Source organism: Pseudomonas sp. GNP014, assembly GCF_054344005.1.
Genome location: NZ_JBTGUS010000001.1, coordinates 3405706 through 3427590 on the forward strand (window position 1 = coordinate 3405706; position 21885 = coordinate 3427590).

A 21885-nucleotide genomic window follows, 5' to 3' on the forward strand; every position below is an offset into this window, starting at 1 on the left:
CGCGCAGTTCTTTTTGATTAGCGTGTCGGCATTGGTACTACCAGCAACAATTCCTTTTCCTAACCCTGTCGAAATCAATGTCCTACAAGTGCTGGCGCATCCTTATTGTCGAAGAGCAGTGCTCACTGCATTCGCGAATCAGCAGAACGCTCAATGAACTGGGCTGTCGGGCGCTCACGCCGGTACGTTCATTCCGCGAACTGCTGAGCGTGACCCAATACTCCCACGAGCCTTTCGAGCGCTTTGACCTGATGCTGATCAACGCGAACGTGCTGGCCGCTACCGGGATTGATGCGCTGCGATTTTTTCAGAGCAACGCGCAGATTCGCCACGGTGTGATCTACGACGGACAACGCGGCCAGGCCCGGGCAGCGATGATCTACGCCAGTCAACGGCGGCAACTGAGCCTGATCCGTACGCCGGATCGACAAACCCTGGGTCCTCTGCTGGAGCAATTCGATGTTTGAGCGTTTTTGCGAACGGCCACTGCGTGTGCTGGTACTGGAAGACCATGCTTTCCAACGCTCGGTGGCGGTCAACATGCTGCGTGCGCTCGGTTGCCGCGAGGTGCTTGAAGCCAGTGACGGTGCCGAGGCGCTGGCGCTGCTGGAGTCTGTTGGCACGGTCGACGTGGCCCTGTGCGATCTGCAAATGGACGGCATGGACGGGCTTGAGTTTCTGCAGCGTGTGGGCGCGTCAGGGCAGGTCAAGTCAGTGATCATCAGTAGTTCGCTGTCGGCAGACTTGCGTCGGGCGGTGCATCAAATGGTGGCGCTGCTGGGCATGGATTTGCTCGGCGATGTCGGCAAACCCTTGCATGCGCAAGTGCTGGCGGATTTGCTCGACAAGGCGGTCAACCGTCCTGTCACGCCATTGCCAGCTGCCACAGCCGTCACGCTGGCCAGTGAAGCGGCGGTGCGCCAGGCGCTGGCCGAGCAGCAATTGCATGCCTGGTATCAGCCCAAATTCAATTTGCACACGGGTGAGGTCTGTGGCGTCGAGGTGCTGTGCCGCTGGCTGCACCCGACCCGTGGAATTATTTCGCCGGCGCTGTTCATGCCGGTGCTGGAGCGTTGTGGGTTGCTCGACGCGCTGTTGTTTACTCAGTTGGAGCAAGCGCTGCTGGTGCAGAGCAGTGCCCGCGAGCAAGGTTTTGCCTTGAACATCGCGTTCAATCTGCAAGCGACGCAGTTGGCCAGTGGTGAGCTGACGTCCACCCTGCTCAGCCTGCTGGCGCGCCACGCCAGTACGGGTGCAAGCCTGACCTTCGAGCTGACCGAAAGCGGCTTGCTCGAAGCGCCGGCCACCAGCCTAGAAACCCTGGTACGCCTGCGCATGATGGGATGTCGCCTGTCGATTGATGACTTCGGCGCAGGGTTTTCCTCGTTGCAGCGTCTGTGTCAGTTGCCGTTCAACGAAATCAAGCTGGACGCTGATTTCATTCGCAACCTTGAGCATGAGCCCCGTTGCCGGGCGGCGATCAGCAGCACCCTGGCACTGGGCGAAACCCTCGGCATGAGCGTCGTGATCGAAGGTATCGAGACCGATGCGCAGCGCCGGGAACTGTTGGCGCTGGGTTGCACGCAGGGGCAGGGCTACTGGTATGCGCGCCCGATGTCCGGGGTCGACTTGCTGGGCTGGCTGCAGCAGCGCAACGAGCATCAGGCCAAGGATGAATGACCGGGTTTTTAGGAAAGTTCCTACAGATCCGGGCGGAAGGCCTACGTAGCCTTGCCCGACCCAGAAACCGACTTCACCGGGAGATTGACCATGATCAACAAAGCCCTGCGCATCCTCATCGCCGACCCGCAGCATTTTTACCGGATGAACACCGAGCGACTTTTCAATAACCTCGGTTACTACCGGGTTGCGCCGGTGCAGACCCTCGCGGAGTTGCTGACCCTGGTCGATTACGGCTGCGAACCCTTCGACGCCGTAGTGATCAACGCCGACCTGGCGACCGGAGCGCTGGACCTGCCGGGGTTTTTCCTGAATAACCCGCAGGTTCGTCATGCGTTGATCTACAACGAGGCTTCGGCGCCGTTGCAGACGGCCCTGGGTTTTGCCCAGGACAACGTACAGATCAGTCATGCGGCGTCGCCCGGCGCCTCGGCGATCAAACAGTTGATGGCGCTGGTCGATGCCCCCAACAGGTCGCGGGATGCGCCGGTCTGGCAGCTGGAGTCGGGCGCTCGGCGTCGGGCTTATGCATAGAATGTCGCTGGCGGCAACTGTCAGACCTGACAGGTGATTCACCCACTGATTCGTGTAACAGTCCTTGCGCAGCCACTGCGTCCGGATCCACTGACGCCGTTGGTCTTTTCGCCAGGTTTGTCATCGGGAGTGGACATGAAGTCAGCGCTGATCGTCGACGATCATCCGGTCGTACGGGCCGCCATCCGGATCGTGCTGCAAGCCGAAGGTTTCAAGGAGATTCACGAAGCGTCCAATGGCAACGAGGTGGTGGCGCTGATCCGCGAGCATCAGCCGAAACTGGTCGTGCTGGACCTGCGTTTGCCGGCACTCGACGGGCTGGAGGTGATGACGCGGATCAGGGCCAACGATCTTGATTGCCGGGTATTGGTGTTCAGTACCCACGATCCGTTGTTTTATCAGGAGCGTTGCCTGCGGGCCGGGGCGATGGCCTATGTCACCAAGACCAATCAATTGCAACAGCTGCACAAGGCCATCCAGGCCGTCATGTCCGGCTACACCTATTTTTCCGCACTGCCGGACAGCGCCAGCACATTGAATGCCGTGCAAATCACCGAAAAGCAGATGATCGATCAGCTCTCCGACCGTGAGCTGAACATTTTCGAGCAATTGGGGCAGGGCAAGCCGAACAAGACGATTGCCGAGGACATGCACCTGAGCCATAAAACCGTCAGCACCTATAAAACCCGGCTGATGAAAAAGCTCGGGATCAGCTCGGCGGTGCACTTGCGTGACTTCGCCAAGCGCAATCATTTGATCTGAGCCAGACACATGAAGCTCGCAGGTGGTGTTGTCTGGCTGTGGCTGATGGTGGCGGGGGCCTGCTGGGCGAGCGAGGCGCCACCGGTACTGGACATCCTCACCCGCAGCGGTCTGGAGCATGTCCAGCTGCCCCTGGACGAACAGGACCGGCAATGGCTGCGCGAGCATCCCGTTTTGCGCATGGGGATTTCCGGGCCCGACTACCCGCCGTTCGAGATCAGCCGCAATCAACATGAGCTGGAGGGGCTCACGGCTGACTACGCTGACCTGTTGGCGCAACTGCTCGGTGTGCGGATCGAAGTGCGCCGGTACGCCGACCGGGAGGCGCTGATGAGCGCGCTCAAACGCGCGGATCTCGATCTGTTGGGCACCTCCAATTCGTTTGAAACTGCCGACCCGGACATCGTTCTGTCCCGCGCCTATGCCGAAGATCAGCCCATGCTGGTCACCCGGTTCGACGAACTGTTAACGATGGGCCTCGAAGACAAACGCGTCGCCATGGTCGAAGACTATTTGCCGCTGGCGAATGTACAGGCGTTATACCCACGCGCACGAATACAGCGTTATGCCTCGGCGATGGATGCGCTGGGGGCCGTGGCGTTTGGCGCAGAAAACGTTTATCTGGGCGATCTGATCAGCGCCAACTACTTGATCAACACCAATTACCGCAACGACCTGCACCTGGCCGGACCTGCGGGGCTTGACGCCAACCCCTTCGGTTTTGCCTTGTTGCGCAGCGATGTGCGCCTCAAACGCATCGTCGACAAGGCACTGGCGGCGATTCCCGGCGAGCAGCGGCAACGCATTGAGCTGCGCTGGAGCGCCGGTCCTGCCGAGATGGCGGGGCAGTCCCGGGTTCAGCTCAGTGCGACCGAGCAGCAATGGCTGGATCAGCATCCGCTGGTGCGGGTCGGCGCCATCGAAGATTTCGCGCCGCTGACTTTTTTTGATGCCGACGGCCGTTTCAGCGGGTTGGGCGCGCAACTGCTGAACCTGATCAGCCAGCGCAGCGGGTTGCAATTCGCGATCGTGCGCGGTGCTTCGCTGGATCGCCAGATCGAGCAACTGAAGGCCGGCGACCTCGATGTGTTGCCTGTGGTGACGCCCAGCAGCGAGCGCGAAAACGAGCTGCAATTCACCCGCGCCTACCTGAACAATCCGTTTGTGCTGGTCAGTGCGGTAGCGGCGCAGAGTCCGCGCACCCTCGACGATCTGGTGGGCAAACGCGTGGCGATTTATCGCGGTCACCCGTTACGCAACTATCTGCTGGAACGGGTACCGCGCATTCGTCTGGTCGACGTCAGAAGCCCTGCCGAAGGCATGGAGTGGATTGCCAGGGGCCAGGTCGATGCGACGGTGAGTTCATTGCTGGTTGCGCGGTTTCTGATTGCCCACCAGTACCGCGAGCGCCTGCGCATCATTGGCACGGTCGGCGACCAGCCGGCCCGCATTGCCCTGGCCACAGCTCCGCAGGCGCCGCTGCTGCATTCGATCCTGAACAAGGCCCTGCTGAGCATCGCCCCGCAACAGATGGACGAACTGGTCGAACGCTGGGGCAATGATGTGGTGGTGGAGGACAGTTACTGGCTGCGTCATCGTCGCACCATTGTGCTGGGTTTTGCCGGTGCGGCGGGTCTGTTGGTGCTGGCGCTGGGCTGGATTGGTTTTCAGCGCTGGCAGATTCGCCAGCGCCAGCAATGGTTGCAGCAATTGCAGGATGCCAAGGACATCGCCGACGACGCCAATCGGGCCAAGACCACGTTTCTGGCAACCATGAGCCATGAAATCCGTACACCGATGAACGCCTTGATCGGCATGCTCGAACTGGCCCTGAAGCGGGCCGAAGAGGGTGTGACCGATCGCCTGGCGATTCAGGTGGCCTCCAATGCCGGGCAGCAATTGCTGGCGCTGATCGGCGACATTCTCGACATTGCCCGCATTGAGAGCGGGCATTTGTCCATCGCCCCGGAACGGGCCAATCTGCGTGAACTGGTGGTGTCGGTCTGTCGGGTATTCGAAGGCCTCGCCCGGCAGAAACGCTTGCTGTGGCACATCGAACTCGATGCACACAGCGACGTTGAGGTGTTGATCGACCCGACGCGTTTCAAGCAAGTGCTGTCGAATCTGCTGAGTAACGCGATCAAGTTCACCGACACCGGCGAGGTGAGCTTGTGGCTGGCGGTAAGGCCCTCGACGGCCGAGCGACTGGCGGTGAACGTGGTCATTCAAGACAGCGGCATCGGCATCGCAGCGCAGGATCGGCAGCGGCTGTTCAACCCGTTCGTCCAGGCGCGCAATAGTCCCCAGTCGGCGCGCAGCGGCTCCGGACTGGGCCTGGTGATCAGTCGCACGCTGTGCGAAATGATGGGCGGTACGTTGCGCCTCGACAGCGAGCCGGGCCAGGGGACGCAGGTGGAGGTCAGCCTTGAGCTGCCAGTATTGACGGCACTGGAGCAGCGCCCCGCGACGCCTGAAATACTGCGCGAGGCATCGTGCTCGCTGCAGGTGCTGGTAGTCGACGATCATCCGGTGAATCGGCTGTTGTTGTGTTGGCAACTGAGTGAACTGGGGCACCGCACGGTCGACACCGAGGATGGTCATGAAGGTCTGGAACGCTGGCGGGCGCAGTCATTCGATGTGGTGATCACCGATTGCAACATGCCGCGGCGCAATGGCTATGAACTCGCCCGGGCCATCCGTGCCGAAGAGACTACGACGGGGCGCCGGCCCTGCCTGATCCTCGGGTTTACCGCCAATGCCCAGGTCGAGGAGAAGCGTCGCTGCCTTGCGGCGGGTATGGACGAATGCCTGTTCAAACCGATTCGCTTGCACGATCTGGCACAGGCGCTCGAGGGCGCCAGTCATGACGGCGGACAGCTTGAACCCACCGAGGACATTGTTCCGGTAGACATTGATCTGAGTACGCTGGAGCAGATGGCCGGCGAGGATCACGCGCTGATTGCGCGTCTGCGCGAAGAAGTGTTGAACAGCCTGCATCACGACCTGCAACGCCTTGAGCGGCTGAGGCCCGGGCGGGATCCGGAAGGGCTGCGCGAGCTGGCGCATCACATCAAGGGCGCCGCCCGCATGGTCGGCGCGGCGCGGTTGGTGGCGGCGTGCGACGAACTTGAGCAGGTCAGTCGCGGCGCCGATACCGAACCTGTAGTCAGGGCGGTCCATGTGTTGCGCGAGGCCATGAACGCTCTCGCGCAGCGTCTTCAGGCCTGAGCGATCAATCCCAGACCGGCGCAATGCCTTTCGGGCTGGTCAGGCGATGACCGCGTTCCAGCGTGGCGATCTGCGCCATGTCCGCGTCACTCAGGGTCAGCGCAACGGCCCCCATATTGCTCTGCAGGTTGGCGCGTCGGGTTGACGATGGAATCACCGCATACCCCGATTGCATGGCCCAGGCCAGGGTGACTTGTGCCGGTGTGGCGTGCAGGCGTTCGGCGATTTGCTGGATCAGCGGGTCTTTCAGGACTTCACCATACGCGAGGGTCATGTACGAGGTGATGTGGATGCCCTGGCTTTTGGCAAACCCGACGACTTTGCGGTTTTGCAGGTACGGGTGCAGTTCGATCTGGAGGGTGGCAATGTTGTCGGCGCCCACGGCTTCAATCGCCTGTTGCATCAGTTCGATGGTGAAGTTGGAGACACCGATCTGCCGGGTCAGGCCCAGACGCTTGGCTTCCAGCAATGCCCCCATGAATTCGGCGACCGGCACCTGATCGTCAGGCGATGGCCAGTGGATCAGTGTCAGATCGAGGTAGTCGGTCTGCAGTTTTTGCAGGCTTTCCTTGAGGCTTTCGATCAGGCAATCCCCGGCGAAATTGGCGATCCAGATCTTGCTGGTGATGAATAACTCATCACGCGCAATGCCGCTGGCGGCGATGGCCTGGCCGACCTCGGCCTCATTCTCGTAAATCTGTGCGGTGTCGATGGCCCGATAGCCGAGCTCAAGCGCGGTGCTCACCGAATCGATGACCACCTGACCTTGCAGGCGAAACGTACCCAGACCAAAAGCGGGAACAGACATTGATGACTCCAGGGTTGCAGTGGGAATGGGCCGGAGTATCCGCGTCGACTTCCTTGAGAAAAACCGCCGGTGAGGCAAAGCACTGTTGACCGCGAGGCACGAATCTTTTTCGGGAGTTGTGTCCTCCGGGCTGACCCCTTCGCGAGCAGGCTCGCGAATTGTCCTGTTTATGGAACGCAAAAACTGTTTTTTGCCGTCTAGTGCATGAATGTTCATGAATATAAGCTCAATTCAATGCGTCATTCATCAAATTGGAGATAACCATGAAAAACATCATCGGCATCTACACCAGCCCGCGTGGCCACTGGGTCGGCGATGGTTTCCCGGTTCGCACGCTGTTTTCCTACGACAACCTGGGCAAACACATCAGCCCGTTCCTGCTGCTCGACCATGCCGGTCCCGCGCATTTCACCCCGACCACCGACCGACGTGGCGTGGGTCAGCATCCGCACCGTGGTTTTGAAACCGTGACGATCGTGTACGAGGGCGAGGTGCAGCACCGCGACTCCACCGGCAGTGGCGGCACCATCGGCCCGGGCGATGTGCAATGGATGACCGCCGCTTCCGGGATCCTGCACGAGGAGTTCCACTCGGATCGCTTCGCCAGGACCGGCGGCAACCTGGAGATGGTCCAGTTGTGGGTCAACCTGCCGGCCAAGGAAAAAATGGCCGCGCCGGGTTACCAGACGATTCTCGATGGCGCCATCCCGAGCATCGCCCTCAAGGACGACGCCGGCCATCTGCGCCTGATCGCTGGCGAATTCGATGGCCGCAAAGGGCCGTCGCGCACCTTCACCCCTATCGACGTCTGGGACCTGCGCCTGAATGCCGGCAAGTTGCTGACGCTGGATCTGCATGAAGGCCGTAACACCGCGCTGGTGGTGTTGAAAGGTTCGCTGCAGGTCAACGGCCTGGAGTCGGTGCGCGAAGGGCAGTTGGCGCTGTTCGAGCGTAACGGCCATCAGTTGACCCTCGAAGCCAGCGAAGACGCCGTGGTGTTGCTGCTCAGCGGCGAGCCGATCGACGAACCGATCGTCGGTCACGGCCCGTTCGTGATGAACACCGAGCAGGAAATCCACCAGGCCTTCGCCGACTTCCAGTCCGGACGTTTCGGCCAGATGCATTCCTAGCCTAAAGCTGTGTAGGGGCTGTGGCAGGTTTTTTTGTTCCCAGTGAGATCGTGTTCGTCCTCTTAAATCAATTGCTCCTACACTTGCCCAATCTGTGCGATCTTCTCGCGATTGGCCCCCGTCGGAGTTGTTTGATGCTGTCTCTGCTGAGCGAACATCCGTTGTTTTGCGCGTTGATCCTGATCCTCCTCGATCTGGGGCTGTGGCGCCTGATCAGCTCCCGTGGCAGCGAGTGGAAGCTGCTGGTGCGGGTGCTGATTTTCAGCCTGTTCAGCGCCGTACTGTTCAACGAAGGCCTCAACCCGATGGAGCCGGCGCCGTGGGCCGACAACGTGCCGCTGCACCTGGCGGCGACCGGTTTGCAGATCGGCTGGTGGTTGTTCGGCGCTCGCACCCTGACGGTGTTGATCGGCGCGGTAATGATGCAGCGGGTCGGGCACACGGGGCGCTTGTTGCAGGACTTGCTCGGCGCGGTGATTTTCCTGATCGCGATTATCGCAGCGCTGGCTTATGTGCTGGATCTGCCGGTCAAAGGCGTGCTGGCGACGTCCGGCGCGCTGGCGATCATCGTCGGTCTGGCCTTGCAGAGCACGCTCAGCGACGTGTTCTCCGGGATCGTCCTCAACACCACCAAGCCCTATCAGCTGGATGACTGGATCTCCATCGACGGCACCGAAGGCCGGGTCACCGACATCGACTGGCGCGCAACGCGTCTGCAAACCAGTCAGGGCAGCATGGCGGTAATCCCCAACTCACTGGCGGCCAAGGCCAAGATCATCAACTTCAGTCGACCGAGCAACATGTTCGGTGTGGCAGTCAGTGTGCAGGTCAGCCCTCATGCCCGGCCCAACTCGGTGATCGACGCACTGGAGCGGGCGATGCAGGGCTGTCGCCAGTTGCTCGACACGCCGGCGCCGAGCGTCGCGTTGAAAAGCTCCGGCAGCAGCGGCGCGGAATACGAGATCAGCGGGTTCGTCGCCTCGATGGGCGAGAAACGTGTAGTGCGCAATCAACTGTTCGATCTGGCCTATCGGCATTTGCAGGCGTCCGGGGTGAACCTGCTGTCCAGCGATGAAAGCAACGCGCCGACGAACCTTTCGCGGCCACGGGCGTTGCTCGACAGTTCACCGATTTTCTCGACCTTGCGTCAGGAAGAAAAAGACACCTTCAGCCAGAACATGACCCTGCAAACCTTCCGCGCCGGCGAGCAGATTCTGGGGGCGGGCGAGGTCAGCGATCACCTGTTCATCATCGAATCCGGTGTGGTCACGGTGACCTTGATCCGTCATGGCAAACCGTTCGAATCCGGACGCATGGGGCCCGGGGAAGTGATTGGCGAGGCCGGTATTCTTTCCGATTCATCGGTGCCGGCCACCTTCGCCGCGAAAACGTTCTGCGCCATGTACCGTATCGAAAAATCCTATTTGAAACCGTGCCTGGACGCTCGTCACGACATCAGTGAAGCGATGAAAACCCTGCTCGATTATCGCCTGCACAAAGCGCAGACCCTGACGCAGGACGAGCCCGTGGTCGTGGCGAAAAAAGGCTTTCTGCAGTGGCTGCGCCATCGCGTGTGAACGACGGGCCTCAGGCGTAAGCGGCGAGTTTCTGTTCCAGGTGCAGGCGCACCTGTGGCCACTCGTCATCAATGATGCTGAAACGCACCGAGTTGCGCTTGCGCCCGTCGGGCATGATCCGTTCATGGCGGACGATGCCTTCCTGCTGCGCACCCAGACGCAGGATCGCGTTGCGTGACTTCTGGTTGTTTTCGTCGGTGGTGAATTGCACGCGCACGCAATCGAGCAGGTCGAAGGCGTGGCACAGCATCAGGTATTTGGCTTCGGTGTTGACGAACGACTTCTGCCAGCGCGCCGCGATCCAGCTGCTGCCGATTTCCAGCTTGCGATTGAGTCGGTCGATCTTCCAGAAGCGGGTCGAGCCGATCACCTCGCCGGTGTCTTTCAATACGATGACAAATGGCATGACCGTACCGGCTTCGCGGCCATCGAGGGCCTTTTTCAGATAACTGTCGATGGTCGACGCCGAAGGCACCACGGTGACGGTGAGGTTCCACAGTTCGCCGTCAGCGGCGGCATCGAGCAGGGCGGCGGCGTCGGAATATTGCAGCGGGCGCAGAAGAATGCGCTGACCTCGCAGCGTGGTTTGCATGGATTCAGGTCTCGGCAGTGCGGGCGAAGGGCGAGCGCCTATTACGCCGCAGCGCAGTGATCCGATGCAACCTGCGCGAGGGGCACACGGTCACAATTTTTACATGCCTTGGGCAGGAGCCTCAGCCGATGAAAAACCTGCGGATCGCCACCTACAACGTCAACGGCCTGCGCGCACGGCTGCCGAACCTGCTGGACTGGCTCAAGCGCGAACAGCCGGACATCGCGTGCCTGGAGGAACTCAAATCCGTCGATAGCGCGTTTCCTGTCGCCGAGCTGGAAGCCGCCGGGTATGGCGCAATCTGGCAGGGTCAGGCGTCGTGGAACGGCGTGGCGATTCTTGCCCGCGATGCGCAGCCGCTGGAGAGCCGCCGTGGGTTGCCCGGCGACCCCGATGACAAGCACAGCCGCTATCTGGAAGCCGCAGTGCATGGAGTGCTCGTCGGGTGCCTGTACTTGCCAAACGGCAACCCGCAGCCGGGGCCGAAGTTCGACTACAAACTGGCCTGGTTCGAGCGCCTGATCCGTTACGCCAAGGATCTGCAAAGCAGCGACCACCCGGTGGTGCTGGCCGGCGACTACAACGTGGTGCCCACCGACATGGACATCTACAACACCCGTTCATGGCTCAAGGACGCGTTGCTGCAACCGCAAAGCCGTGAGTGCTATCAGCGCTTGCTCGATCAGGGCTGGACCGATTCGCTGCGACATCTGTACCCCGAAGATCGGCTGTACACGTTCTGGGATTACTTCCGCCAACACTGGCAAACCAACTCCGGGTTGCGCATTGATCATCTCTTGCTCAACCCGGCGCTGAGTCCGTATCTGCACGAGGCTGGCGTAGACGCCTGGGTGCGCAACGAACCGCACGCCAGTGACCATGCGCCGACGTGGATTCGCATCGGTTCGCGCAAGAAACGCTAGCAGGTGATTGGCGAAATCAATTGTCGAAAACAGTGCCTGATCCCGTATACATGGCGACCATTAACGCAGTGATCTGCGGCCCATGCAAAAGGACTGAGCAATGAGCGAACCACGCCTGACGAATCTGAAGCTGTACCTGCAACGCCTGGGTTTCGATACGCCGCCTGCACCGACCCTGGACACCCTGCGTCAGCTGCAATTACGTCACACCGGCGCCTTTCCCTTCGAGAACCTGGCCACGATCACTGGCGCGCCGGTGCTGATTGATCTCGCCTCTATTGAACAGAAGGTATTCGACCATGGCCGTGGCGGGTACTGTTACGAACTCAATCACCTGTTTTTCGCCCTGTTGCTTGAACTGGGCTTCGATGCTCGCGCCATCAGCGGCCGGGTGGTGATGAATCAACCCGAAGGCAGCTGGACCGCCCGTACTCACCGTTTGAGCCTGGTGACCCTCGACGGCGTGCGTTACATCACCGACGTCGGCTTCGGCGGCATGGTACCAACCGCACCGCTGGTCCTCGACAGCGAACACGAGCAGTCCACGCCGCACGAACCCTACCGCATCGAAAAACAGACCGATGGCTACATGCTGCGCGCCAGGGTGGCGGGTGAGTGGCGGTCGATGTACCTGTTCGATCTGCAACGCCAGGAAGACATCGACTACACCATCGGCAACTGGTACGTCTCGACCCATCCGCAATCACCGTTCACCCAGCGCCTGATGGTTGCGCGCACCGGTGACGGCTGGCGCAAGACGTTGAACAACGGCAGCTTCGCGCTTCATCGCGTGGGCGCCGAGAGTGAGCGCCGGGAAGTGGCGGATGTCGATGAGTTGATCGCGTTGCTGGCTTGCGAATTTGATCTGCGCCTGCCTGATCTTCCGCACGTGCGGCATGCCCTTGAACGGATGATCGTCCCGGCCTGAGGTCGCCGTGAACACTTCACACGAGTGCTCACATCCACAGTGACAGGAGGGAATGTGTTGGCGGATTTGTGGGCGCCGGCAGCAGCGGGCTAGCAGGATGGGTGGCTACCTGGCCATTATGTGACCAATAAGTTGTATACAACTCTATGGACATTTGTCACGAGTATTGAATACAGTGTGCGCATAACAAAAACCAGGGAACCCCCCACCATGAAAACGCCCCATGTTTCACACCAACGGCCCGAGGACGAAAATCTCGGGGTCGGCGCGAATATGGCTTACGGCCTGCAACATGTTCTGACCATGTATGGCGGTATCGTCGCGGTGCCACTGATCATCGGTCAGGCTGCCGGGCTGTCGCCGGCGGACATTGGTTTGTTGATTGCTGCTTCATTGTTTGCGGGGGGGCTGGCGACACTGCTGCAAACCCTGGGTCTGCCGTTTTTTGGTTGTCAGTTGCCGCTGGTGCAGGGCGTGTCGTTCTCCGGCGTGGCGACCATGGTCACGATCGTCAGCAGTGGCGGCGAGGGCGGCTTCCAGTCGGTGCTCGGCGCGGTGATTGCGGCGTCCTTGATCGGTTTGCTGATCACGCCGGTGTTCTCGCGCATCACCAAGTTCTTCCCGCCGTTGGTCACCGGCATCGTGATCACCACCATCGGCCTGACGCTGATGCCAGTGGCCGCACGCTGGGCCATGGGCGGTAACAGCCATGCCCCGGACTTCGGCAGCATGCAGAACATCGGTCTGGCGGCGGTCACACTGGTGCTGGTGTTGCTGCTGAGCAAGGTCGGCAGTTCGACCATTTCGCGTCTGTCGATCCTGTTGGCCATGGTGATCGGCACGGTGCTGGCGGTGTTCCTTGGCATGGCGGATTTCTCCAGCGTCACCACGGGGCCGATGTTCGGCTTCCCGACGCCGTTCCACTTCGGTATGCCGACTTTCCACTTCGCCGCGATCCTGTCGATGTGCATCGTGGTGATGGTGACTCTGGTAGAGACTTCGGCGGACATCCTCGCGGTCGGTGAAATCATCGGCACCAAGGTCGATTCCAAGCGTCTGGGCAATGGTCTGCGGGCGGACATGCTGTCGAGCATGTTCGCGCCGATCTTCGGTTCCTTCACTCAAAGTGCCTTCGCCCAGAACGTCGGGCTGGTGGCGGTGACCGGGATCAAGAGCCGTTACGTGGTCGCCACTGGCGGTATCTTCCTGGTGATTCTCGGTCTGCTGCCGTTCATGGGGCGGGTGATTGCCGCCGTACCGACGTCAGTATTGGGTGGCGCCGGTATCGTGCTGTTCGGTACGGTGGCGGCAAGCGGTATTCGCACGCTGTCGAAGGTGGATTACCGCAACAACGTCAACCTGATCATCGTTGCCACCTCGATCGGCTTCGGCATGATCCCGATTGCCGCGCCGAACTTCTACGATCACTTCCCGAGCTGGTTCGCGACCATTTTTCATTCGGGCATCAGCTCGTCGGCGATCATGGCGATCCTGCTCAACCTGGCGTTCAACCACTTCACCGCCGGCAACTCGGACCAGCAGTCGGTGTTTGCCGCGGCGGAAGAGCGGACCCTGCGCTATCGCGATCTGGCAGCGCTGCGTGAAGGCGATTACTTCAGCGACGGCAAGCTGCATGACTGCGATGGCAAGGAAGTGCCGGTGATCGAGCCTGATGATCACGATCATGGGCAAGGTGCGCCGAAGGTGCATGCCAAAAGCGGTGAGCATGTCTGACGGCTGCCTGTGAATAGAAAAGGGCCGATCTGTTAAGCGCAGATCTGCCCTTTTTGTTTGATCTTTTCGAGCGCCCACAAAAAAGCCCCTGAATCTTTCGATTCAGGGGCTTTGCTATTTGGCTCCACAACCTGGACTCGAACCAGGGACCCAATGATTAACAGTCATTTGCTCTACCAACTGAGCTATTGCGGAATTGGTGCGTATGTTACTGATTCAAAAAGAGAAGTCAAGCATCGGTTATAAAAAACACTGAATCTTCTGGATGGGCGGTGACTTGTCAGCGATTGGCGGTTACCAGAACTGCAGCAGAGGTCTACCATGGCCGCCCGGAAGTGGTCACACGCGCTGCCGGCCATTCGCCGAAAAAGGTCCGCGCCATGAACCATTTGTCCCGCAACAGCGAGGTGTTCGCATGAGCATCGCGCAAATCAGCCTGCCCAAGGGCGTCGGTCCCCACGCCGAAAAACTCTTCGATGCAATCACCCAGGCCAGCACCGCTGAGGAATTGAACCGCGCCGGTGGCAAGGCCGAAGGTTTTGTTCTGGGCCTGGAAAGCACCAAGGCGATCAAAAGCCAGATCGCCGAATCGCTGTACGTCGTTTATGACGACGCCGCGAGTCAGCGTGCGACCGAACTGGCTTAACTGCCGAAGGTGATGGTGCCCATCATCAGTTTGGCGTAAGCCGCTGTGGCTGCGAGTTGCACCAGCCACAGCACCAGGCCGCCGAGGAAGACGCCGGTGGCCACTTGCAGCACCAGGCTTTTTTCGCGCTTGGCCGTGGTGCGCGGGATGAAGTCATCCAGATCGTCACGGTCGGCGCGCAGGTTGTCGTTTTTCATATCTGATCTCACAAAATTCTGGAATGTACTCATCACCTGTGGGAGCGAGCTTGCTCGCGAAGGCGTCATGTCAGTCGACAACGATGTTGAATGACAGATCGCTTTCGCGAGCAAGCTCGCTCCCACATTTGGACATGTGTGCAGTTTAGAGGGGATAGGGATTGTTTCGTGACAATAAAAAACGGGAAGCCGCAAGGCTTCCCGTTTTTCATCGCAAAGCGTAATCAGATGACCTGAACGATCGCATCCGTCACGGCCTTGATGTTGCTCTGGTTCAGCGCCGCCACGCAGATGCGGCCGGTGTCCAGGGCGTAGATGCCGAACTCGTTACGCAGGCGATGCACTTGTTCAGTGGTCAGGCCGGAGTAGGAGAACATGCCGCGCTGACGACCGACGAAGCTGAAGTCGCGGCCCGGGGCTTTTTCCGCCAGCAGGGCAACCATCTGCTCGCGCATGCCACGAATGCGCAGACGCATTTCCGCCAGTTCGGCTTCCCACTGGGCGCGCAGTTCCGGGCTATTCAGCACAGCGGCGACGATGCTTGCACCGTGGGTCGGCGGGTTGGAATAGTTGGTGCGGATCACGCGCTTGACCTGCGACAGCACGCGCGCGCTTTCTTCTTTCGATTCGCTGATGATCGACAGGGCGCCAACGCGTTCGCCGTACAGCGAGAACGACTTGGAGAACGAGCTCGAGACGAAGAAGGTCAGACCGGACTCGGCGAACAGGCGCACAGCGGCGGCGTCTTCGTCGATGCCGTCACCAAAGCCCTGGTAAGCCATGTCGAGGAACGGCACGTGACCTTTGGCCTTGACCACGTCCAGCACGTTGTTCCAGTCGGTCGGGGTCAGGTCGACGCCGGTCGGGTTGTGGCAGCAGGCGTGCAGGACAATGATCGAGCCATTCGGCAGGGCGTTGAGGTCGTCGAGCATGCCGGCACGGTTCACGTCGTGGGTGGCGGCGTCGTAGTAACGGTAGTTCTGCACCGGGAAGCCGGCGGTTTCGAACAGCGCGCGGTGGTTTTCCCAGCTCGGGTCACTGATTGCCACAACAGCGTCCGGCAGCAGTTGCTTGAGGAAGTCAGCACCGATTTTCAGTGCGCCGGTTCCGCCGACGGCCTGAGTGGTGATGACGCGACCGGCGCTGATCAGCGGCGAGTCGTTACCGAACAGCAGCTTCTGTACGGCCTGGTCGTAGGCAGCGATGCCATCGATCGGCAGGTAACCGCGCGAAGCGTGTTGAGCAGCTCGAACGGTTTCGGCTTCGATCACGGCGCGCAGAAGTGGAATTCGCCCCTCTTCGTTGCAGTAAACGCCAACGCCCAGGTTGACCTTGGTGGTCCGGGTATCGGCGTTGAAAGCTTCGTTAAGGCCCAGGATTGGATCGCGGGGTGCCATTTCGACAGCGGAGAACAGGCTCATTATTACGGCGGCTCTGAATGGAGAGTGGAGGGACGTGTAGCGCTCCAGCCGAATGCACTAGAGCGGTGCACAAACGGGGAGCTAGTATAGAGGCCATCACTGAGCAATGGCGACAGCGGAATCGGCATTTCGGGTAAGTTTTTCCGATTATTTCTTGACCGTTAGTCGATTGACCCTGTCAGAGACTTTGCTGGATGTAGGACGTTTACCTTGAAAGCCGAGGCAATCGACTCCACATTGAGCACAATCCAGGTTTTTTCTTGCGCGACATCGGTCGTTTGCGGTCGTCCCCGTGGTGTTCCGCTTTGCTCGGAACGCTGCGATCCCAGAGGTGTGTATGTCCGAATTCCAGCTAGTCACCCGCTTCGAGCCCGCCGGCGATCAGCCGCAAGCCATCCGCCAATTGGTGGAGGGCATCGAAGCCGGGCTGGCGCACCAGACGCTGCTCGGTGTGACCGGCTCGGGCAAGACGTTCAGCATCGCCAATGTCATCTCTCAGGTACAGCGTCCGACGCTGGTGCTGGCGCCGAACAAGACCCTCGCTGCGCAACTGTACGGCGAGTTCAAGGCGTTCTTTCCGAACAATGCCGTCGAATACTTCGTTTCGTACTACGACTATTACCAGCCCGAAGCCTATGTGCCGTCGTCCGACACCTTTATCGAGAAGGACGCGTCGATCAACGACCACATCGAGCAGATGCGCCTGTCTGCGACCAAAGCATTGCTGGAACGCAAGGACGCGATCATCGTCACCACGGTATCGTGCATTTACGGTCTGGGCAGTCCGGAAACCTATTTGAAGATGGTGCTGCACGTCGATCGCGGCGACAAACTCGACCAGCGCGCACTGCTGCGGCGTCTGGCGGACCTGCAATACACCCGCAATGACATGGATTTCGCCCGGGCAACCTTCCGGGTGCGCGGCGATGTGATCGACATCTACCCGGCGGAATCCGATCTGGAAGCGATCCGCATCGAGCTGTTCGATGACGAGGTCGAAAGCATTTCCGCATTCGACCCGCTGACGGGCGAAGTCATCCGCAAGATGCCGCGCTTCACCTTCTACCCGAAGAGTCACTACGTGACGCCACGGGAAACCCTGCTCGACGCGATTGAACACATCAAAGTCGAATTGCAGGAACGCCTTGAATACCTGCGCAGCAACAACAAACTGGTCGAGGCTCAGCGTCTGGAGCAACGCACCCGTTTTGACCTGGAAATGATCCTCGAGCTGGGCTACTGCAACGGCATCGAAAACTACTCGCGCTATCTGTCCGGACGTCCGGCCGGTGCTGCACCACCAACGCTCTACGATTACCTGCCGGCCGACGCCTTGCTGGTGATCGACGAATCCCACGTCAGCGTGCCGCAGGTCGGCGCAATGTATAAGGGCGACCGCTCACGTAAAGAGACGCTGGTGGAATACGGCTTCCGCCTGCCGTCGGCGCTGGACAACCGGCCAATGCGCTTTGATGAGTGGGAAGGGGTCAGCCCGCAGACCATTTTCGTCTCGGCGACACCGGGCAACTATGAAGCCGAGCACGCCGGGCGGGTGGTTGAGCAAGTGGTGCGGCCGACCGGTCTGGTCGACCCGCAAGTCGAGGTGCGTCCGGCACTGACCCAGGTCGATGACCTGCTCTCGGAAATCACCAAGCGCGTGGCGGTCGAGGAGCGGGTGCTGGTCACCACGCTGACCAAGCGCATGGCCGAAGACTTGACCGATTACCTCGCCGACCACGGTGTGCGCGTGCGTTATCTGCACTCGGACATCGACACCGTCGAGCGGGTCGAGATCATCCGCGATCTGCGCCTCGGCACGTTTGATGTGCTGGTGGGGATCAACTTGCTGCGCGAAGGCCTGGACATGCCGGAAGTATCGCTGGTGGCGATCCTCGATGCGGACAAGGAAGGCTTCCTGCGTTCCGAACGTTCGCTGATCCAGACCATTGGCCGTGCGGCACGTAACCTCAACGGCAGGGCGATTCTCTACGCCGATCGCATGACCGGTTCGATGGAGCGGGCGATCGGTGAAACCGAACGTCGTCGCGACAAGCAGATCGCTTTCAACCTTGCGAACGGCATCACGCCCAAAGGCGTGTTCAAGGACGTTGCCGACATCATGGAAGGCGCCACCGTGCCGGGTTCGCGCAGCAAGAAGCGCAAGGGCATGGCCAAGGCGGCCGAAGAAAGCGCCAAGTACGAGGCCGAATTGCGCTCGCCGAGCGAGATCGCCAAACGTATTCGCGCACTGGAAGAGAAGATGTATCAGCTGGCGCGGGATCTGGAGTTTGAGGCAGCGGCGCAGATGCGTGATGAGATTGCCAAATTGCGCGAGCGGCTTTTGGCTGTTTGATTGATGTTGCCTGATAGGGCCTCATCGCTGGCAAGCCAGCTCCCACAGGTTTCCTTTGGTGCTCACACATTTCGTGTACACCATCAATCCCTATAGGAGCTGGCAAGCCAGCTCCTTGGTTTCTTTTGGTGCTCACACATTTCGTGTACACCATCAATCCCTATAGGAGCTGGCAAGCCAGCTCCTTGGTTTCCTTTGGTGTTCACACATTTCGTGTACACCATCAATCCCTATAGGAGCTGGCAAGCCAGCTCCTTGGTTTCTTTTGGTGCTCACACATTTCGTGTACACCATCAATCCCTATAGGAGCTGGCAAGCCAGCTCCTTGGTTTCTTTTGGTGCTCACACATTTCGTGTACACCATCAATCCCTATAGGAGCTGGCAAGCCAGCTCCTTGGTTTCTTTTGGTGCTCACACATTTCGTGTACACCATCAATCCCTATAGGAGCTGGCAAGCCAGCTCCTTGGTTTCCTTTGGTGTTCACACATTTCGTGTACACCATCAATCCCTGTGGGAGCTGGCTTGCCAGCGATAAGGCCGCTTCAGGCGGCACAAAAATCAGTGGGCTTCCCCAGCCTTCAGCCCTTGCGGCAATTTTTTGGTCAGCAAAATCGCCAGCATGCTGATCCCCAGCGCAATCCCGACAAAGTGAAACGCATCGTTGTAGGCCATGATCGCCGCCTGCTGATGGACGATCTCACTCAACTTGCCCAACGCCGCCGTGTCGCTGCCAAACCTGTCGGTCATTGACGCCAGGCGCTCAGCCACCTGCGGATTGGTCGGCACCACCGCCTCGCGCAAATAATCGAAGTAGGTCTTGGTCCGCGCATCCAGCAGCGTCGCGAGCAGAGCAATGCCAATCGCACCGCCAAGGTTACGCAGGATATTGAACAGGCTCGACGCCGACCCCGCGTCCTGCGGCAGTATGTACGCCGTGGCGATCAGGGAAATGGTCACCATGATCAGCGGCTGGCCGAGGGCGCGGATGATCTGGATCTGATTGAACTGCGGCCCGGCAAAGTCCGGGTTGAGCACCCCCGACGAAAAACTCGCCAGCCCGAACAGTCCGAAGCCCAGCGTGCACAGCCATTTCGGCGACACGAACTTCATCAGCTTCGGCACCAGTGGAATCAGAAACAGCTGCGGCACGCCCATCCACATGATCACTTCGCCGATCTGCAGGGCGTTGTAGTTCTGGATCTGCGCCAGATACAGCGGCAGCAGATAAATCGAACCGTATAGCCCGACGCCCATGCCGAGGCTGGAAATACTCGAAAGGCCGAAGTTGCGATTGCGCAGGATGCCGAGGTTGATCAGCGGATTGGGCCTGGAAATCTGCACGATCACAAAGGTGATCAGGCTGATGAGGGCGATGCTGCCCAGAGTCACGATCAGGTTCGATTCGAGCCAGTCCTTGCGGTGGCCTTCTTCGAGAAATACCTGCAGACAACCGAGGCCGACACCAAGGGTGAGGATGCCGGTGTAGTCGGTGCTTTTCAGCAGTTCCCAGTGCGCTTCCTTCTTCTCCAACCCGTACATCAGCCCGGCGATCATGATCAGCCCCGGCGGAATGTTGATGTAGAAGATGTACTCCCAGCCCCAGCTTTCCGTGAGCCAGCCGCCCAGTGTCGGGCCGATGGACGGGGCGAACGTCGCGGTCATGGCGAACATCGCCATGCCTTTGGCGCGGTGGTGCTCGGGGAGTTTGATCAGGGTCAGGGTAAACGCCAGCGGGATCAGCGCACCGCCGGTGAACCCCTGCATGGCACGAAACACGATCATGCTTTCCAGGCTCCAGGCCATCGAGCACAGCAGCGACGAAACCAGAAAACCCAGCGACACCCACACTGCCAGCCGCCGCGCCGAGAGCAACTGCACCAGCCACGCGGTCAGCGGGATCATGATGATTTCCGCGACCAGGTACGAGGTGGAAATCCACGAGCCTTCTTCCAGCGTCGCCGAGAGTGCGCCCTGAATATCTTTCAGCGAGGAGTTGGTGATCTGGATGTCGAGCACCGCCATAAAGGCGCCGAGCATCACGCTCATCACCGCGATCCAGTCGCGCCGGGTCGGTTCACCGACCGGGCGGATCAGCGAATCACCGGCCATTGTCCGGGGCGTCTTTGATGTTCACGGTGGCGGTGACCGACATGCCCGGGCGGATCTTGCCGTGCAGCGGGTTGTCGGCCTTGAAGGTCAGTTTCACCGGAATCCGCTGTACGACCTTGGTGAAGTTGCCGGTGGCGTTGTCCGGTGGCAACAGGCTGAACTGCGCACCGGAGGCGGCGAACAGGCTGTCGACCCGCGCTTCGATGGGGGTGTCGCTGTAGGCGTCGAAGGTCAGCTCGGCTTTCTGTCCGGGCTGCATGTGGCCGATCTGGGTTTCCTTGAAGTTGGCCTGAACCCAGATGTCTTCATCGGGGACGATCGACAACAGATAGGCGCCGGCCTGTACGACCTGGCCGTTGCGTGCGGCGCGCTGGCCGACCAGGCCACTGATCGGCGCATGGATTTCGCTGCGGGTCAGATTGAGTTCGGCCTGGGCGAGATCGGCGCGGGCGTTGGCGATCTGTGCGTCGAGGCGCTTGATCTCGGCGGTCAGTGCGTTGACTTGCTGGCGTTGACTCTGCGCATCGGCCTGGGCTTTGGTCACCTGCGAGCGGGCGATGTGGGCATCGGCGGAAAGGGTGGTTACCCGTTCTTCGGAAACGTAGCCGGGTTTGCGCAAGGTTTCCGCACGCGACAGATCCATCTGCGAACGGCCGAGGGTGGCTTGGGTGGTCGCCACTTGCGCGTCGCTGGCGGCGATCAGGCTCGATTGCTGGGTCAGTTTGCTCTGCGCCTGCAAGCGCTCGGCCTCGCGGGTAGCGAGAGCCGCATTGGCGCGATCGACAGCGAGGCGAAAGTCATTGGGCTCAAGGCGCACCAGTAACTGGCCTTTTTCCACGTGTTGATTGTCCTGCACCAGCACTTCGTCGATGCGCGCGCTCAATTGGCTGGAGACGCGAGTGATTTCGCCCTGGACATAGGCGTTATCGGTGCTTTCATAAAAGCGCCCCTTGAAAAACCAATGGGCGAAGAAACCCCCGGCAATCAACAGAACCAGCAGCAGGAAAATAAACAGGCGACGCTTGAGTTGGGCAGGCATGGGCAAACTGTAGTCGAGGAATTGTAAGGAAAGGTATCAGTACGCGAATCTGGCACGAAGCCGATAAACGGTAAATGCCATCCGCCGATATTCGGCCATTCACCGCGCTGTATGGGCGTTCCAGCCGCAAACTTGGCTTAAATGCCCTGCCCGCTGGAGCGGGGCGGGTGTCGCCTGTTACCATTCGCCGCTTGATTGTTTTGCTTTTCATTCTTTTCGAGA

18 protein-coding genes and 1 tRNA gene are annotated in these 21885 nt (G+C 60.0%); 12 read left to right on the forward strand and 7 right to left on the reverse strand.

Going from position 1 to position 21885, the window contains the following annotated elements; all coding sequences use genetic code 11:
* Positions 1-77 precede the first annotated feature (77 nt).
* The 5 genes from ACXX9E_RS15205 (at position 78) to ACXX9E_RS15225 (ending at position 6204) form a co-directional block, all read left to right on the forward strand.
* Entirely contained in the window at positions 78-467 is a 390-nt protein-coding gene (locus ACXX9E_RS15205; protein WP_123463473.1) for a hypothetical protein, read from the forward strand.
* Complete coding sequence (locus tag ACXX9E_RS15210) at positions 460-1680, forward strand: EAL domain-containing response regulator (protein ID WP_186744709.1); 1221 nt, start codon at positions 460-462, stop codon at positions 1678-1680. The genes ACXX9E_RS15205 and ACXX9E_RS15210 overlap by 8 nt, the downstream gene beginning before the upstream one ends.
* 90 nt (positions 1681-1770) lie before the next feature.
* The gene (locus ACXX9E_RS15215) at positions 1771-2214 is read left to right on the forward strand and encodes a chemotaxis protein CheY (RefSeq protein ID WP_458555639.1); all 444 of its coding nucleotides are present in this window, start codon (positions 1771-1773) and stop codon (positions 2212-2214) included.
* Positions 2215-2349: 135 nt separating this feature from the next.
* Positions 2350-2976 (forward strand): response regulator transcription factor, encoded by a 627-nt coding sequence (locus ACXX9E_RS15220; RefSeq protein WP_128614571.1) that lies wholly within the window; start codon positions 2350-2352, stop codon positions 2974-2976.
* Positions 2977-2985: 9 nt separating this feature from the next.
* The gene (locus ACXX9E_RS15225) at positions 2986-6204 is read left to right on the forward strand and encodes an ATP-binding protein (RefSeq protein WP_458555640.1); all 3219 of its coding nucleotides are present in this window, start codon (positions 2986-2988) and stop codon (positions 6202-6204) included.
* A gap of 4 nt (positions 6205-6208) precedes the next feature.
* Here the strand turns inward: ACXX9E_RS15225 and dkgB are convergent, their stop codons facing one another.
* The gene (gene dkgB / locus ACXX9E_RS15230) at positions 6209-7012 is read right to left on the reverse strand and encodes a 2,5-didehydrogluconate reductase DkgB (RefSeq protein WP_458555641.1); all 804 of its coding nucleotides are present in this window, start codon (positions 7010-7012) and stop codon (positions 6209-6211) included.
* Positions 7013-7275: 263 nt separating this feature from the next.
* Between dkgB and ACXX9E_RS15235 the strand changes: the two genes are divergently transcribed.
* Positions 7276-8142 (forward strand): pirin family protein, encoded by an 867-nt coding sequence (locus ACXX9E_RS15235; protein ID WP_458555642.1) that lies wholly within the window; start codon positions 7276-7278, stop codon positions 8140-8142.
* Between the two features lie 134 nt (positions 8143-8276).
* Complete coding sequence (locus ACXX9E_RS15240; RefSeq protein WP_186744702.1) at positions 8277-9719, forward strand: mechanosensitive ion channel domain-containing protein; 1443 nt, start codon at positions 8277-8279, stop codon at positions 9717-9719.
* A gap of 10 nt (positions 9720-9729) precedes the next feature.
* On the opposite strand, the gene ACXX9E_RS15245 is transcribed toward ACXX9E_RS15240, so the two are convergent.
* On the reverse strand, positions 9730-10311 hold the full coding sequence (locus ACXX9E_RS15245) for a GNAT family N-acetyltransferase (protein ID WP_123463457.1): 582 nt from the start codon (positions 10309-10311) through the stop codon (positions 9730-9732).
* Positions 10312-10439: 128 nt separating this feature from the next.
* Here ACXX9E_RS15245 and xth point away from each other — a divergent pair, with 128 nt between their 5' ends.
* The 3 genes from xth (at position 10440) to ACXX9E_RS15260 (ending at position 13896) form a co-directional block, all read left to right on the forward strand.
* Positions 10440-11234: an exodeoxyribonuclease III gene (gene xth, locus ACXX9E_RS15250; protein ID WP_458555643.1), complete on the forward strand. Its 795-nt coding sequence runs from the start codon at positions 10440-10442 to the stop codon at positions 11232-11234.
* A gap of 100 nt (positions 11235-11334) precedes the next feature.
* A complete protein-coding gene (locus ACXX9E_RS15255) occupies positions 11335-12162 on the forward strand; it encodes an arylamine N-acetyltransferase family protein (protein ID WP_458555644.1) in 828 nt (275 codons plus the stop codon).
* 210 nt (positions 12163-12372) lie between these two features.
* Complete coding sequence (locus ACXX9E_RS15260) at positions 12373-13896, forward strand: nucleobase:cation symporter-2 family protein (RefSeq protein WP_458555645.1); 1524 nt, start codon at positions 12373-12375, stop codon at positions 13894-13896.
* A 119-nt stretch (positions 13897-14015) separates the two neighbouring features.
* Here the strand turns inward: ACXX9E_RS15260 and ACXX9E_RS15265 are convergent.
* Positions 14016-14091: transfer RNA gene (locus ACXX9E_RS15265), tRNA-Asn, on the reverse strand.
* 220 nt (positions 14092-14311) lie between these two features.
* Between ACXX9E_RS15265 and ACXX9E_RS15270 the strand changes: the two genes are divergently transcribed.
* Positions 14312-14542 carry a hypothetical protein gene (locus tag ACXX9E_RS15270; RefSeq protein ID WP_123463450.1) on the forward strand — a complete coding sequence of 77 codons (231 nt, stop codon included), beginning with the start codon at positions 14312-14314 and terminating at the stop codon, positions 14540-14542.
* On the opposite strand, the gene ACXX9E_RS15275 is transcribed toward ACXX9E_RS15270, so the two are convergent.
* Complete coding sequence (locus tag ACXX9E_RS15275; RefSeq protein ID WP_340133569.1) at positions 14539-14739, reverse strand: hypothetical protein; 201 nt, start codon at positions 14737-14739, stop codon at positions 14539-14541. The genes ACXX9E_RS15270 and ACXX9E_RS15275 overlap by 4 nt on opposite strands.
* Positions 14740-14963: 224 nt before the next feature.
* Positions 14964-16160: an amino acid aminotransferase gene (locus ACXX9E_RS15280; RefSeq protein ID WP_458555646.1), complete on the reverse strand. Its 1197-nt coding sequence runs from the start codon at positions 16158-16160 to the stop codon at positions 14964-14966.
* A gap of 337 nt (positions 16161-16497) precedes the next feature.
* Between ACXX9E_RS15280 and uvrB the strand changes: the two genes are divergently transcribed.
* Entirely contained in the window at positions 16498-18513 is a 2016-nt protein-coding gene (gene uvrB / locus ACXX9E_RS15285) for an excinuclease ABC subunit UvrB (RefSeq protein WP_123463446.1), read from the forward strand.
* Positions 18514-19073: 560 nt separating this feature from the next.
* On the opposite strand, the gene ACXX9E_RS15290 is transcribed toward uvrB, so the two are convergent.
* Positions 19074-20624, reverse strand: a complete 1551-nt coding sequence (locus tag ACXX9E_RS15290) for an MDR family MFS transporter (protein WP_505357992.1) — start codon at positions 20622-20624, stop codon at positions 19074-19076.
* Positions 20614-21663, reverse strand: coding sequence for an HlyD family secretion protein (locus tag ACXX9E_RS15295; RefSeq protein ID WP_458555647.1), 1050 nt, complete (start codon positions 21661-21663; stop codon positions 20614-20616). The genes ACXX9E_RS15290 and ACXX9E_RS15295 overlap by 11 nt, the downstream gene beginning before the upstream one ends.
* Positions 21664-21885 lie beyond the last annotated feature (222 nt).

Excerpts from the sequence above, each read along its gene's own strand:
- ACXX9E_RS15235 (WP_458555642.1), top strand. The coding sequence starts at position 7,276 with ATGAAAAACATCATCGGCATCTACACCAGCCCGCGTGGCCACTGGGTC.
- dkgB (WP_458555641.1), bottom strand. The coding sequence starts at position 7,012 with ATGTCTGTTCCCGCTTTTGGTCTGGGTACGTTTCGCCTGCAAGGTCAG.
- uvrB (WP_123463446.1), top strand. The coding sequence starts at position 16,498 with ATGTCCGAATTCCAGCTAGTCACCCGCTTCGAGCCCGCCGGCGATCAG.
- ACXX9E_RS15290 (WP_505357992.1), bottom strand. The coding sequence starts at position 20,624 with ATGGCCGGTGATTCGCTGATCCGCCCGGTCGGTGAACCGACCCGGCGC.
- ACXX9E_RS15220 (WP_128614571.1), top strand. The coding sequence starts at position 2,350 with ATGAAGTCAGCGCTGATCGTCGACGATCATCCGGTCGTACGGGCCGCC.
- ACXX9E_RS15260 (WP_458555645.1), top strand. The coding sequence starts at position 12,373 with ATGAAAACGCCCCATGTTTCACACCAACGGCCCGAGGACGAAAATCTC.
- ACXX9E_RS15215 (WP_458555639.1), top strand. The coding sequence starts at position 1,771 with ATGATCAACAAAGCCCTGCGCATCCTCATCGCCGACCCGCAGCATTTT.
- ACXX9E_RS15270 (WP_123463450.1), top strand. The coding sequence starts at position 14,312 with ATGAGCATCGCGCAAATCAGCCTGCCCAAGGGCGTCGGTCCCCACGCC.
- ACXX9E_RS15225 (WP_458555640.1), top strand. The coding sequence starts at position 2,986 with ATGAAGCTCGCAGGTGGTGTTGTCTGGCTGTGGCTGATGGTGGCGGGG.
- ACXX9E_RS15205 (WP_123463473.1), top strand. The coding sequence starts at position 78 with ATGTCCTACAAGTGCTGGCGCATCCTTATTGTCGAAGAGCAGTGCTCA.
- ACXX9E_RS15210 (WP_186744709.1), top strand. The coding sequence starts at position 460 with ATGTTTGAGCGTTTTTGCGAACGGCCACTGCGTGTGCTGGTACTGGAA.
- ACXX9E_RS15280 (WP_458555646.1), bottom strand. The coding sequence starts at position 16,160 with ATGAGCCTGTTCTCCGCTGTCGAAATGGCACCCCGCGATCCAATCCTG.
- xth (WP_458555643.1), top strand. The coding sequence starts at position 10,440 with ATGAAAAACCTGCGGATCGCCACCTACAACGTCAACGGCCTGCGCGCA.
- ACXX9E_RS15275 (WP_340133569.1), bottom strand. The coding sequence starts at position 14,739 with ATGAAAAACGACAACCTGCGCGCCGACCGTGACGATCTGGATGACTTC.
- ACXX9E_RS15295 (WP_458555647.1), bottom strand. The coding sequence starts at position 21,663 with ATGCCTGCCCAACTCAAGCGTCGCCTGTTTATTTTCCTGCTGCTGGTT.
- ACXX9E_RS15245 (WP_123463457.1), bottom strand. The coding sequence starts at position 10,311 with ATGCAAACCACGCTGCGAGGTCAGCGCATTCTTCTGCGCCCGCTGCAA.
- ACXX9E_RS15255 (WP_458555644.1), top strand. The coding sequence starts at position 11,335 with ATGAGCGAACCACGCCTGACGAATCTGAAGCTGTACCTGCAACGCCTG.
- ACXX9E_RS15240 (WP_186744702.1), top strand. The coding sequence starts at position 8,277 with ATGCTGTCTCTGCTGAGCGAACATCCGTTGTTTTGCGCGTTGATCCTG.